Genomic DNA, 12,900 nt, shown 5'->3' on the forward strand with positions numbered 1-12,900 from the left:
GTGGCGCTCAAGAACATCCCTGACCCCGGTTTCTCCGACGACGACGGCACCGCCGATCCCCGGCTGACGGCGGCCCTCGCGGCCTGGTCCGCGGACCGCACGGCTCAGCAGCCGGTGCTCGAAGCCCTCAAGGACGCCCGGCTGCTGGTCCCGGTCGTCGCCTTGCTCGGCGAGGTCGAGGAGGACGAGAACGGCCTGCGCCGCGAGAAGACCAGCGACATGGCGATCCCCACGCTGACGGCGGGCGACCGCCGTGCGCTGCCCGCGTTCACCTCGATCGACTCGCTGGCCCGCTGGGACCCGCACGCGCGCCCCGTGGCCGTACCGCTGCACCAGGCATTGCAGGCCGTCGCCCACGAGCAGGCCGACACGCTGCTGCTCGACGTCGCGGGCCCCGTCCCCTACCAGCTGACCGGCAGCGCGCTGCTCGCCCTCTCCGAGGGCCGCACCAGCGCCGACCCGCTCGACGACCCAGCGGTCACCACGGCGGTACGGGACGCGGTCGCCGCCGAGCCCGCGGTGCTCCGCGCCCACCTCGGCCCCGGCCGCGCGGACGGCATCCTCGCCCTGGTCCTCGCCGCGGACGCGGTCCCGGCCCAGGCGGCCCGCCGCGTCGCCGAGACGCTGGCCGCCGACGACGTACTGAGGGCCCGCCTGGTGCGGGGCCTCGACCTGGCACTGCTCCCGGCCGAGGCCACCCCGCCGGGCGAGCCCCTCTTCGTACGCGGTTGAAGGAAGGATTCAGGCTCAGCCGTACACCGGGCCGGTGTACTTCTCGCCCGGTCCCTGGCCCGGCTCGTCCGGGACCAGCGACGCCTCGCGGAACGCCAGCTGCAGCGACTTCAGCCCGTCGCGCAGCGGCGCCGCGTGGAAAGAACTGATCTCGGTCGCGCTCGCGTCCATCAGACCCGCCAGCGCGTGCACCAGCTTCCGCGCCTCGTCCAGGTCCTTGTGCTCGGCGCCGTCCTCGGTCAGACCGAGCTTCACGGCGGCCGCGCTCATCAGATTCACCGCGACCGTGACGATCACCTCGACGGCGGGGACCTCCGCGATGTCGCGGGTCATGTCGTCGAAGCCGGGGGACTCATTGGGGGTGGTCGCGTCACTCATGACGCACACGATATGCCCCGCCGCAGACGGCCGGGCTCCGGCCACCGGTTAGCCGCTTCCGGCCCGAGCTGCTAACCTTGTGTAACGACCGGCCGGACACCTGTGTGCCCGGCCCACAAGTGGAGGCTCCGATCTCCCACCTGGCTGTCCTCCGGGACGGCGGGTCACCGGTCAGGCGGCGCCCATCGTTCCGTACGGACGATGGAGCCGCCCGATAAGCCCCGCGGTAGCACGCGGCGGTGTTCCGGTATTCGAGGAGCTCCCGCCTGTGTACCGTCCGGGGCATTTTTCACGTTCCGGTGCGGTTGGTCTCACGAAACAGACGTTACGCGGCTGCCTGCCAGACATCCGCGTGGTGCTACTTAGGAGGATCCATCAGCGCCGAGCCCCGCATCAACGACCGGATTCGCGTTCCCGAAGTGCGACTTGTCGGTCCCAGCGGCGAGCAGGTCGGGATTGTTCCGCTTGCCAAGGCCCTCGAGCTTGCGCAGGAGTACGACCTTGACCTGGTCGAGGTCGCGGCGAACGCCCGTCCGCCTGTGTGCAAGCTCATGGACTACGGGAAGTTCAAGTACGAGTCGGCCATGAAGGCCCGTGAGGCGCGCAAGAACCAGGCGCACACGGTCATCAAGGAGATGAAGCTCCGGCCGAAGATCGACCCGCACGACTATGACACCAAGAAGGGTCACGTCGTCCGGTTCCTCAAGCAGGGTGACAAGGTCAAGATCACGATCATGTTCCGTGGTCGTGAGCAGTCCCGCCCCGAGCTTGGGTTCCGCCTGCTGCAGCGGCTCGCTTCCGATGTCGAGGACCTCGGATTCATCGAGTCGAACCCGAAGCAGGACGGCCGGAACATGATCATGGTTCTTGGCCCGCACAAGAAGAAGACCGAGGCCATGGCCGAGGCGCGTGAGGCCCAGGCCGCCCGCAAGGCGGAGCGTCAGGGCTACGCGCACGAGGAGTCCACGGACGAGGCCGCCCAGGCCCCGGCCGAGGCCCCTTCCGAGACGCCCTCCGAGGCGTGACCTGATGGGGCTGCCACCCAGGCAGCCCCGGGTCCCGCCCGGAACCCACAAACCAAGATCTGACGCTCCTGTGGTCCGGTGTCCGCACCGGGGGAGCGCCACTGACGAGGAGATAACGGCGCTATGCCGAAGAACAAGACGCACAGCGGTGCCAAGAAGCGCTTCAAGATCACCGGCTCCGGCAAGGTGCTCCGTGAGCGCGCCGGCAAGCGCCACCTGCTGGAGCACAAGTCGTCCAAGCTGACGCGTCGCCTCACCGGCAACGCCGAGATGGCCCCGGGTGACTCGAAGACCATCAAGAAGCTTCTCGGCAAGTGACGTATGTGTCCCCGGTGACCGGGGACACGCGCCGAGACCGGGACCAATTCGTTTCCGGGCCGGGGTGAGTCGAACTCTCAATCCCAGCCCCGCTACAAGGAGTTAACAAGTGGCACGCGTCAAGCGGGCAGTCAACGCCCACAAGAAGCGCCGGGCGATTCTCGAGCAGGCCAGCGGCTACCGCGGTCAGCGTTCGCGCCTGTACCGCAAGGCCAAGGAGCAGGTCACCCACTCCCTGGTCTACAACTACAACGACCGTAAGAAGCGCAAGGGCGACTTCCGTCAGCTGTGGATCCAGCGCATCAACGCCGCTGCCCGCCAGAACGGCATGACGTACAACCGCCTCATCCAGGGTCTGAAGGCCGCCAACATCGAGGTGGACCGCAAGATCCTGGCCGAGCTCGCGGTCAACGACGCCGGCGCGTTCGCCGCGCTCGTCGAGGTTGCCCAGAAGGCGCTTCCGAGCGACGTCAACGCCCCGAAGGCCGCGTCGGCGGCCTGACGGCCGCGTCCAGCCGGACCGCTTTTGGACCCGCAGGCCTTCGGCCTGCGGGTCCGGTGCGTTCTGCGCTGTATCCGGGGACGCCCCCGCCCCACCGCCCCCCGTGCAGGCCCCTTTCGGGGCCGGCCCCGGACCCGAATCAGAGAGCCGCAGGCACATGGCCCCCGAGCTGATCTCCCCGCGTTCCCCGCGCGTCACCGCCGCCCGGCGGCTTGCCAAGCGCGCCTTCCGGGGCAAGGAGCGCCTGTTCATCGCCGAGGGGCCGCAGGCCGTGCGGGAAGCGGTCGCCCATCGCGGCCCCAGCGGTGAGCCCACCCTGGTCGAGCTCTTCACCACCGTCGAGGCCGCCGAGCGGTACGCGGACATCGTCGACGCCGCCCGTGCCGCCGGAGCCCGGGTGCACCACGCCTCCGACGCGGTGCTCGCCGAGATCTCCCAGACCGTCACCCCGCAGGGCCTGGTCGGCGTCTGCCGGTTCCTCGACTCGCCGTTCGAGGAGATCCTGGCGGCGCGGCCGAAGCTCGTCGCCGTACTCGCGCATGTACGCGACCCAGGGAACGCCGGCACGGTGCTGCGCTGCGCCGACGCCGCGGGCGCCGACGCCGTCGTCCTCACCGACGCCTCCGTCGACCTCTACAACCCCAAGTCGGTGCGCGCATCGGTCGGTTCGCACTTCCATCTGCCGGTCGCCGTCGGCGTCCCCGTCGAGCAGGCGGTGCGGGGGCTGCGCGACGCCGGAGTGCGCGTCCTGGCCGCCGACGGCGCCGGCGACGACGACCTGGACGACGAACTCGACGCCGGGACCATGGGCGGACCCACCGCATGGATCTTCGGCAATGAGGCCTGGGGGCTGCCCGAGGAGACCCGCGCGCTCGCGGACGCCGTCGTGCGCGTACCGATCCACGGAAAAGCCGAAAGTCTGAACCTCGCGACCGCCGCAGCCGTATGCCTCTATGCCTCGGCGCGTGCCCAGCGCGCAGTGGGTACTCACTGAGTGGGGAGTACTCGCTCAGGGGGTCCGCTCCGTCACTTCCAGCTAGTAGTGTGACGGGCTCGGGGGCCCACTGCGGCGGCGGGAGAGGTGGGGTACGGGGATGGCTGTCGGGACGAGCAGGCTCGCGGAGACACACGGGGCGTTGCTGTGCCAGTCCGGCGGCCTCGAAGAGTTCGGGATCGACCCCGACGACCTCCCCGACGGACTTGTCGTCGCCGACGAGACCGGCCGCGTGATCTGCTTCAACGACGCGGCCGTACGGATCACCGCGGTGTCCAAGGGCGAAGCGCTCGGCCTGCCGCTGGAGCGCGCGCTGCCGCTGGAGGACCTCAAGGGCTGCCGCTGGTGGACGCTGACCGATCCGTACGGCGGACTCGCCACCCGCGTCGGCCAGCCCGAGCGCAATCTGCTGCTGCCCGGCGGCCGCGAGGTCCTCGTCGCCGTCCGCTATGTGCGCGAGCGCCCCACCGGGCCGGTACGCCGCCTCGTCATCAGCCTGCGCGGCACCGAGGCCCGGCGCCGTACCGAACGCAGTCACGCCGAGCTGATAGCGACGGTCGCCCATGAGCTGCGTTCCCCGCTCACTTCAGTGAAGGGCTTCACGGCGACGCTGCTCGCCAAATGGGAGCGTTTCACCGACGACCAGAAGCGGCTGATGCTGGAGACGGTCGACGCCGACGCCAACCGCGTCACCCGGCTCATCGCCGAGCTCCTCGACATCTCCCGTATCGACTCCGGACGGCTCGAAGTGCGCCGCCAGCCGATCGACATCGCGGCCGCCGTCGGACGCCACATCCAGGCGCACATAGCCAGTGGCCAGTCTCCCGACCGCTTCTTCGCCCGCATCCAGCGCCGGCTGCCCGATCTGTGGGCCGACCCGGACAAGATCGACCAGGTGCTCGGCAACCTGCTGGAAAATGCGGTGCGCCACGGCGCCGGAACGGTCACCATCGAGGTGGCGCCGGCATCGGCGAAGGACGACGAGAAGGGTACGGCCGTCACCGTGAGCGACGAAGGCCCCGGTATCCCCGAGGAGTCGATGGGCCGTGTCTTCACCCGCTTCTGGCGGGGGAGCAAGCGCGGCGGCACCGGCCTGGGCCTCTACATCGTCAAGGGCATCGTCGAGGCGCACGGCGGGACGATCACTGTCGGCCGCGGACCCGGCGGCGGCGCCGAGTTCCGATTTATTCTGCCCGTCGGCGCCCCGGCCTACCTGGCTTAGGCGGCCCGCGGGCTCATTCGCCTCTCCACACCCCGTTAGACTCGACCCTTGGCACCTTTGCGTCCTCGGTCGACGAGCGGGGGCCCCAGCCAGCCCATCGGAAGTACGGGAAGAGATGTCCGCACCCAATAAGTCGTACGACCCTGTTGAGGTCGAGGCACTGAAACCGGAAGAGATCGAGCGCATGCGGGACGAGGCGCTCGCCGCCTTCGCCGCCGCCGACGACCTCGACGAGCTCGCCCACGCGAAGGTCGCGCACACCGGCGGCGGCTCGCCCCTCGCGCTCGCCAACCGGGAGATCGGCGCACTGCCGCCGCAGGCCAAGGCCGAGGCCGGCAAGCGCGTCGGCCAGGCCCGCGGCGCCGTGAGCAAGGCGCTCGCCGTCCGCCAGGCCGAGCTGGAGGCCGAGCGCGACGCCCGGGTGCTGGTCGAGGAGGCAGTGGACGTCACGCTGCCCTACGACCGCGTTCCGGCCGGCGCCCGCCACCCGCTGACCACGCTCTCCGAGCGCATCGAGGACATCTTCACGGCCATGGGCTACGAGGTGGCCGAAGGCCCCGAGGTCGAGACCGAGTGGCTGAACTTCGACGCGCTGAACATCGCCGCGGACCACCCCGCCCGCGGTGAGCACGACACCTTCTTCGTCGAGGGCGCGGACGGTGGTGGGGGCACCACCCAGGCCGAAGGGTCTGGGGGAAATTCCGGCGTCGTACTGCGCACGCACACCTCGCCCGTGCAGGTCCGCTCGATGCTCGACCGCGAGCCGCCGGTGTATGTCATCTGCCCCGGCCGCGTCTACCGCACCGACGATCTGGACGCCACCCACACCCCGGTCTTCCACCAGGTCGAGCTGCTCGCCGTGGACGAGGGCCTGACCATGGCGGACCTCAAGGGCACCCTCGACCACATGGTCCGGGCGCTCTTCGGCGGCGAGGGCATGAAGACCCGGCTCCGGCCGAACTTCTTCCCCTTCACCGAGCCGTCGGCCGAGATGGACATGGTCTGCTACGTGTGCCGCGGCGAGTCCGTCGGCAACCCGGACCGGCCCTGCCGCACCTGCGGCAGCGAGGGCTGGATCGAGCTCGGCGGCTGCGGCATGGTCAACCCGAAGGTGCTCATCGCCTGCGGCGTCGACCCCAACAAGTACAGCGGATTCGCCTTCGGGTTCGGCATCGAGCGGATGCTGATGTTCCGCCACAACGTCGAAGACATGCGAGACATGGTCGAGGGTGACGTCCGGTTCACCCGGCCGTTCGGGATGGAGATCTGATGCGGGTCCCGCTTTCTTGGCTGCGGGAGTACGTCGACCTGCCGGCCACGGAGACCGGCCGCGACGTACAGACCAAGCTCATCGCGGCAGGTCTCGAGGTCGAGACGGTCGAGCAGCTCGGCGGCGGCCTCAAGGGCCCGCTCGTCGTCGGCAAGGTGTTGACCATCGAGGAGCTGACGGAGTTCAAGAAGCCCATCCGCTTCTGCACCGTCGACGTCGGCATGGCCAACGGCACCGGCGAGCCGCAGGAGATCGTCTGCGGCGCGCGCAACTTCTCCGTCGGCGACAAGGTTGTCGTGGTCCTGCCCGGCGCCGTGCTGCCCGGTGACTTCGCGATCGCCGCGCGCAAGACGTACGGCAGGACCTCGCACGGCATGATCTGCTCCGGCGACGAGCTCGGCATGGGCGACGACGGCCGCGGCGGCATCATCGTGCTGCCGCCGGAGCACGAGGTCGGCACCGACGCCATCGAGCTGCTCGAGCTCGTCGACGAGGTCCTCGACATCGCCGTCACGCCCGACCGCGGCTACTGCCTCTCGATGCGCGGCGTCGCCCGCGAGACCGCCATCGCGTACGGCCTGCCGCTGCGCGACCCGGCACTGCTGGACGTGCCCGCACCGAACTCCTTCGGCTACGTGGTCAAGGTCTCCGACCCGATCGGCTGCGACCGCTTCACCGCGCGCACGGTCGTCGGCCTGGAGCCCGAGGCCCGCTCCCCGATCTGGCTGCAGCGCCGGCTGCAGAAGGCCGGGATGCGCCCGATCTCGCTCGCCGTCGACGTCACCAACTACGTGATGCTCGAAGTCGGCCAGCCGCTGCACGCCTACGACCGGACCCGTCTCGACGGGCCGATCGGGGTCCGCCGCGCCGAGCCCGGCGAGAAGCTCACCACCCTGGATGGCGTGCAGCGGGTGCTGGACGCCGAGGACCTGGTGATCACCGACGACCGCGGGCCGATCGGCCTCGCGGGCGTCATGGGCGGCGCCAACACCGAGATCGCTGACCTTCCCCAAGCTCTCGACTCCGCTCGAGCGGGGGAGACCCCAACCACCGCCGGTGCCACCACCGAGGTCGTCATCGAGGCCGCGCACTTCGACGCCGTTTCCATCGCCCGTACGGCCCGGCGCCACAAGCTCGCCTCCGAGGCGTCCAAGCGCTTCGAGCGCGGCGTCGACCCGCAGGCCGCCTCTGCCGCCGCGCAGCGGACCGTCGACCTGCTGGTGCTGCTCGCGGGCGGCACCGCGGAGGCCGGCGTCACCGAGATCACCGCGCCGTCCGCGCCGCGTACGGTCTCGATGCCCGCCGACCACCCCGACCGTGTCGCGGGCGTCCACTACGGCCGCGAGACCGTCGTACGCCGCCTCCAGGAGGTCGGCTGCGACGTGTACGGGCAGGACGAACTGGTCGTCACCGTCCCGTCCTGGCGTCCCGACCTCGCCGAGCCGAACGACCTCGCCGAAGAGGTCATCCGGCTGGAGGGGTACGAGAACCTGCCCTCCACGCTGCCCAAGCCGCCGGCCGGCCGCGGGCTCACCGGCCGTCAGCGGCTGCACCGCCGCATCGGCCGCGCACTGGCCGGTGCCGGCTATGTCGAGGCGCCGAACTACCCGTTCATCGGCGAGGCCGTGTTCGACCAGCTCGGCCTGGCAGCGGATGACCCGCGACGCACCGTCGTCAAGCTGGTCAACCCGCTCTCCGACGAGGAGCCGGCGCTGCGCACCACGCTGCTGCCGGGCCTGCTCGGCGCGCTGCGGCGCAACGACGGCCGTGGCTCGCACGACCTGGCCCTCTTCGAGACGGGTCTGGTCTTCCGGCCGACCGGCGAGGAGACGGTCCCGGGCCCGCTGCCCGTCGACCGCCGTCCCACCGATGAGGAGATCGCCGCGCTGAACGCGGCGCTGCCGCACCAGCCGCGCCGCGTCGCCACCGTTCTGACCGGAGCGCGCGAGCAGGCCGGATGGTGGGGCAAGGGGCGCCCGGCCGACTGGGCCGACGCGGTCGAGTCCGCCCGTACGGTCGCCCGCGAGGCCGGCGTCGAACTCATCGTCCGCGCCGACCAGCACGCCCCGTGGCACCCGGGCCGCTGCGCCGCGCTGTACGCCACCGTGAACGGCGAGGAGACCCTCGTCGGCCACGCCGGCGAACTGCACCCGCGCGTCATCAAGGCGCTCGGACTGCCGGAGCGCACCTGCGCCATGGAGGTCGAGCTCGACCTTCTTCAACAGGCCGGTGAGGGCACCCTCCGGGCCCCGCGGATCTCCACCTTCCCGGTGGCGACCCAGGACGTCGCGCTGGTCGTGTCCCAGGACGTGCCGACCGCCGAGGTCGAGAAGGTGCTGACCGAGGGCGCGGGTGAACTGCTGGAATCCATCCGGCTTTTCGATGTGTTCGTCGGGTCGCAGATCGGCGAGGGCAAGAAGTCCCTGGCGTACGCCCTGCGGTTCCGCGCCCCGGACCGGACGCTGACCGTCGAGGAGGCGTCGGCCGCCCGCGACGCCGCCGTCGCGCTCGCCGCCGAGCGCACCGGGGCGGTGCTGCGCGGGGCCTGACCGTTCCCGATCCCTGAGGGGCGTGCCCGGACTCCGGGTGCGCCCCTTACGCATTCGCCGGGCCTGGGGCGCCTGCTCACTCATTCGGGTGAGAACGTGGGGCGTCGTTCCTTTCGGGCCCGGTCGATCGACAGAATCGTCCCAGCCGTAGGGGCGGGCCTGCGCGCCGGACAGGTCTACGAGGGGACCATCCGCATGATCCGTATCAGGTCTCGGGGTCCCTTTCCCGTCTCGCGGTGGGCGAGGGCAGCGCGCGCGCAGGATTCACGGGCAGGGCGGTTGCTCCCCTTGCTGCTTCCCACCGCCTGGGGCGTCGCGGCCCTGACCTGGAAGATCGCCTGCCCGGCCGACGAGCCCGAGAGCCTGGGCCAGCGGATCGTCACCGGCGTCGTGTTCTTCACGGTCGGCACCGCGCTTGTGCTCGGCATCAGGCGGCAGTTGAGCCGCGAACTCAGACGTGTCCGCGCGGTCGCCCACGCCGCCCAGCGGGTGCTGCTGCGTCCACCGCCGCCGCGCCTGGACGGCCTCGCTCTCGCCGCGGGCCAGCTTTCGGTGAGCCGCGGTGCCGCGATCGGCGGTGATCTGTACGAGGCGGTGGCCACCCCGTACGGCGTCCGCATCGTCATCGGCGATGTCCGCGGCCATGGCCTCGCCGCGATCGGGGCGGTCGCGGCGGTGCTCGGCAGTTTCCGGGAGGCAGCCCACGACGAGCCCGAACTGGGCGGTGTCCTTGGGCGGTTGGACCGGGCGATGCAGCGGTATCTGCGGGAGCGGGCCAGGGACGAGCATCCGGCGGCCCGAGGGGGAGAGCCGCACTGCCCGTCGGCGGAGGAGTTCGTCACCGTACTACTGCTGGAGATCGGGACGGACGGGAGCGTGGTGGCTCTCAACTGCGGTCATCCATGGCCGTATCGGCTCGGTCGCCATGGGGCGGAGCCGCTCGCCTGCGGAGATCCGCTGCCGCCGCTCGGCATGTTTCCGCTCCCCGCCGAACTGCCGCTGCACCGGTGCGCGCGGCTGCTGTCCGGCGAGGCGCTGTTCCTGCACACGGACGGGGCGGCGGACGCCCGAGACGCGTCGGGGAAGTTCTTCGGTCTGGAAGCCGTGCTCGCCGATGCCGCGCTCGGCTCACCGGTCTCGCCCGCCGCCGTGATCACCACCGTTCACTCGGAGTTGCTGCGGCACACCGGTGGGCGGCTCGCCGACGATGTGGCGCTGCTGGTGCTGCGCAATGACCGCTCGCGGGTGCCGGCGCAGTGCGGGGACACCGCCCTGCGCCGTACCCGGCCGGAACCCTCCAATCGCTAGCTGTCATCTGCAGCCATGTGCAGCGATCGGCAACCAAGGGATTGCCGTGCGGCCGGCGCCGCCCGCCCTGCCGCGGAGTGTCGGGCAGATCAGCAGGGCAGACGACGCGATCGAGGGCCGCCGCACTGTACGAGGGGGAGCCGGCGGCCCGGCCGCCTCCATGAGAGGCATTTCAGTCAACCGGCGCGAACGGTACGGCGGCAGAGCGCGCGAGGCACAGATCGGGGCACTCCAATCACACCCCGTGCGAATCCCCCTCTACTACGCTGAGCGGACCGAGCCAACGGAGGGCCCACATGCAGCCCAATACCCTGCTCGACGCCCTGCTCGACGAGGCAGGCATCTCCAACGCGGGCCTCGCCGCCCGTGTCAATCAGGCGGGCCGGGCCAGAGGCCTGTCACTGCGGTACGAACACACGGCCGTGGCACGGTGGTTGAAGGGCCAGCGCCCGCGCGGCCAGGTGCCCGACCTCATCTGCGAGGTTCTCGCGAACCGGTTGCACCGGGCCATAACGCTGGGCGACATCGGCCTGGGCGTGCCCGGCGAGTCGGTCACGCCGCCCGGCTCGCCGCTCTCCGGTTTCGTGGAGCGCGCCACCGCGCTGTGGCGCTCCGACGAACAGCAACGGCCGCACATCATCGGGGCGCCCGCGGTCACCGGCACGCCCGCGGTGATGCCCGTATGGGAGTGGGAGAACCCTCCGGAGGACTCCGATGTCTCCCGCGCCGGACAGACGCGCGTCAGCATGGCCGACATCAAAATGCTGCGTGCCGCCCGGGCGCACTACGAGCTGATGTACCGCAAGGCGGGCGGCATCGCCACCCGCGCCCGGATAGTCGGCTTCCTCAACGCCGAGACGGCACCTCTGCTGCGCGGCGCCTACAGCGACGCGCTGGGCCGCCAACTGCACCGTGCGACAGGCGGTCTGGTGGCGGTCGCCGGCATCTGCGCGTACGACTCCGATGCGCACGGCCTCGCCCAGCGTTACTTCCATCAGGCGCTGCGGCTCGCAAAGGCCAGTGGCGACCGGGGGCTTGGCGCGTATGTCATCGCGCTGCTGGTCAACCAGTCGCTGTTCATGGCCGAGCACCGGCAGGCGGTGGCCTTCGCGGAGGCGGCTCTGCGGGCGGCCGGGCGCCAGCTCACCCCGGCGCTGGCTGCCGATCTGTACGCGATGCAGGCGAAGGCGTACGCACATCTCGGCGACGGCGGCAGCGCGCTGCGGTGCATCCGGCGCGCGGAGTCGGAGGCGGAGCGGATCCGTCCCGGGGCCGAGCCGGACGAGACCGGCTATGTCCAGCCGGGGCTGGTGAACGTCCAGGTCGCGGAGGCCCTGCTCAGCCTCGGTGATCTGCCGGGGGCACGTGAGCACGCCACGGCGGCCGTCGACACTCCGGCGCACGACCGCGGCCGGGTCCACCGGCTCGCCATGCTCAGCCAGATCGAGCTGCGTCAGGGCGAGGTGGACCGGGCGGCGCGGACGGCTGCGGAGATGGTGGAGCGGGCGAGGGGGATGGAGTCGCAGCGGCTCAGGGACCGGCTGCGCGCGGTGCGCGAGCATCTGGTGGCGAGCGGTTGCAGCAATGCCGACGAGGCGGCCGAACTCATCGACGGGGCACTGCGCGTTCCCCTCTGACCGAGCTCCTGCTGCGATATTGCCATCTACTTGTCGGAAGGTGGCAGAAAAGTGCAGTGGACGAACTTAAGCGAACAAACTGTCTATGAAAACCGCTGGTTCAGGGTCAACCTCGCGGACGTCGTGCTCCCCGACGGCCGGCACCTGGACCATTTCCTCATCCGGCTCCGCCCGGTCGCCGTAGCGACGGCGGTCAACAGGGCCAACGAGGTGCTGATGCTCTGGCGGCACCGTTTCATCACCAACAGCTGGGGTTGGGAGCTCGCGGCGGGAGTCGTCGAGGACGGCGAAGACGTAGAGGCCGCCGCGGCCCGGGAGATGGAGGAGGAGACAGGCTGGCGCCCCGGCCCCCTCCAGCACCTCCTGACCGTCGAACCGTCCAACGGCCTGACCGATGCCCGGCACCATCTCTACTGGGCCGAGGACGCCACGTACATCGGGCACCCCGAGGACGACTTCGAGTCGTCGCGCCGCGAGTGGATACCGCTCAAGCTGGTGCCCGACATGATCGCCCGCGGTGAGGTCCCGGCCGCCAACATGGCGGCCGGGCTGCTGATGCTCCACCATCTGCGGCTGGGCTGACCCCCGGCGGCTAGCGGCCCAGCGCCTGCCACACGGTGACGGCCAGCGCTCCCAGCGCAGTGAGCGCGGCGACGGCGGGCAGCGGCCACCTGGCGTGCTCGAGTGCCCCGACGCGCGCGGCCAGATCGGTGAGATCCCGGTCGATCTGGTCGTTGCGCTGTGCGAGCAGTGCCAGATGCCCGTCGATCCGGGCAAGGCCGACGTCGAGGCTGCGGCGTAACTCAGCGAACTCTTCGACGACCACTAAATGATCAGCGTCGGTGGTCACGGATTGGCTCCTCTTCGACAAAGTTGTACTGCGGACCCTTGACTGAGCGGAACCGAGTCAACTCGCCCTGGTCGGAGGGCGGGAGCGTGTGCGCACGGCATATGCGGGCACGCCC

13 protein-coding genes are annotated in these 12,900 nt (G+C 70.8%); 11 read left to right on the forward strand and 2 right to left on the reverse strand.

The window, feature by feature from the left end; translation table 11 throughout:
- Positions 1–732, forward strand: a complete 732-nt coding sequence (locus ACH492_RS23745; RefSeq protein ID WP_398989609.1) for an SseB family protein — start codon at positions 1–3, stop codon at positions 730–732.
- Positions 733–747: 15 nt separating this feature from the next.
- Here ACH492_RS23745 and ACH492_RS23750 read toward each other — a convergent pair whose 3' ends face one another.
- Positions 748–1,110: a DUF1844 domain-containing protein gene (locus ACH492_RS23750; RefSeq protein ID WP_307664532.1), complete on the reverse strand. Its 363-nt coding sequence runs from the start codon at positions 1,108–1,110 to the stop codon at positions 748–750.
- A 305-nt stretch (positions 1,111–1,415) separates the two neighbouring features.
- Between ACH492_RS23750 and infC the strand changes: the two genes are divergently transcribed.
- The 10 genes from infC (at position 1,416) to ACH492_RS23800 (ending at position 12,517) form a co-directional block, all read left to right on the forward strand.
- Positions 1,416–2,135, forward strand: a complete 720-nt coding sequence (infC, locus tag ACH492_RS23755) for a translation initiation factor IF-3 (protein WP_398989611.1) — start codon at positions 1,416–1,418, stop codon at positions 2,133–2,135.
- Positions 2,136–2,258: 123 nt separating this feature from the next.
- Complete coding sequence (gene rpmI, locus ACH492_RS23760) at positions 2,259–2,453, forward strand: 50S ribosomal protein L35 (RefSeq protein WP_142216133.1); 195 nt, start codon at positions 2,259–2,261, stop codon at positions 2,451–2,453.
- Positions 2,454–2,562: 109 nt separating this feature from the next.
- Entirely contained in the window at positions 2,563–2,955 is a 393-nt protein-coding gene (gene rplT, locus ACH492_RS23765; RefSeq protein WP_307664534.1) for a 50S ribosomal protein L20, read from the forward strand.
- A gap of 157 nt (positions 2,956–3,112) precedes the next feature.
- Complete coding sequence (locus tag ACH492_RS23770; protein WP_398989614.1) at positions 3,113–3,949, forward strand: TrmH family RNA methyltransferase; 837 nt, start codon at positions 3,113–3,115, stop codon at positions 3,947–3,949.
- Between the two features lie 100 nt (positions 3,950–4,049).
- Positions 4,050–5,171 (forward strand): ATP-binding protein, encoded by a 1,122-nt coding sequence (locus ACH492_RS23775; protein WP_398989616.1) that lies wholly within the window; start codon positions 4,050–4,052, stop codon positions 5,169–5,171.
- Positions 5,172–5,286: 115 nt separating this feature from the next.
- Positions 5,287–6,441, forward strand: a complete 1,155-nt coding sequence (pheS, locus tag ACH492_RS23780) for a phenylalanine--tRNA ligase subunit alpha (RefSeq protein ID WP_398989618.1) — start codon at positions 5,287–5,289, stop codon at positions 6,439–6,441.
- Positions 6,441–8,990: a phenylalanine--tRNA ligase subunit beta gene (pheT, locus tag ACH492_RS23785; RefSeq protein WP_398989620.1), complete on the forward strand. Its 2,550-nt coding sequence runs from the start codon at positions 6,441–6,443 to the stop codon at positions 8,988–8,990. Before pheS ends, pheT begins: the two co-directional genes overlap by 1 nt.
- A 195-nt stretch (positions 8,991–9,185) precedes the next feature.
- Positions 9,186–10,298, forward strand: coding sequence for a PP2C family protein-serine/threonine phosphatase (locus ACH492_RS23790; RefSeq protein ID WP_398989622.1), 1,113 nt, complete (start codon positions 9,186–9,188; stop codon positions 10,296–10,298).
- 296 nt (positions 10,299–10,594) lie between these two features.
- Positions 10,595–11,935 carry a transcriptional regulator gene (locus tag ACH492_RS23795; protein WP_398989624.1) on the forward strand — a complete coding sequence of 447 codons (1,341 nt, stop codon included), beginning with the start codon at positions 10,595–10,597 and terminating at the stop codon, positions 11,933–11,935.
- A gap of 51 nt (positions 11,936–11,986) precedes the next feature.
- Positions 11,987–12,517, forward strand: coding sequence for an NUDIX hydrolase (locus tag ACH492_RS23800; protein ID WP_398989626.1), 531 nt, complete (start codon positions 11,987–11,989; stop codon positions 12,515–12,517).
- Between the two features lie 10 nt (positions 12,518–12,527).
- Here ACH492_RS23800 and ACH492_RS23805 read toward each other — a convergent pair whose 3' ends face one another.
- Positions 12,528–12,785, reverse strand: coding sequence for a hypothetical protein (locus tag ACH492_RS23805; protein WP_398989628.1), 258 nt, complete (start codon positions 12,783–12,785; stop codon positions 12,528–12,530).
- Positions 12,786–12,900: the final 115 nt, after the last annotated feature.

The organism is Streptomyces sp. NPDC019443, from assembly GCF_044389785.1.
Lineage (GTDB): Bacteria > Actinomycetota > Actinomycetes > Streptomycetales > Streptomycetaceae > Streptomyces.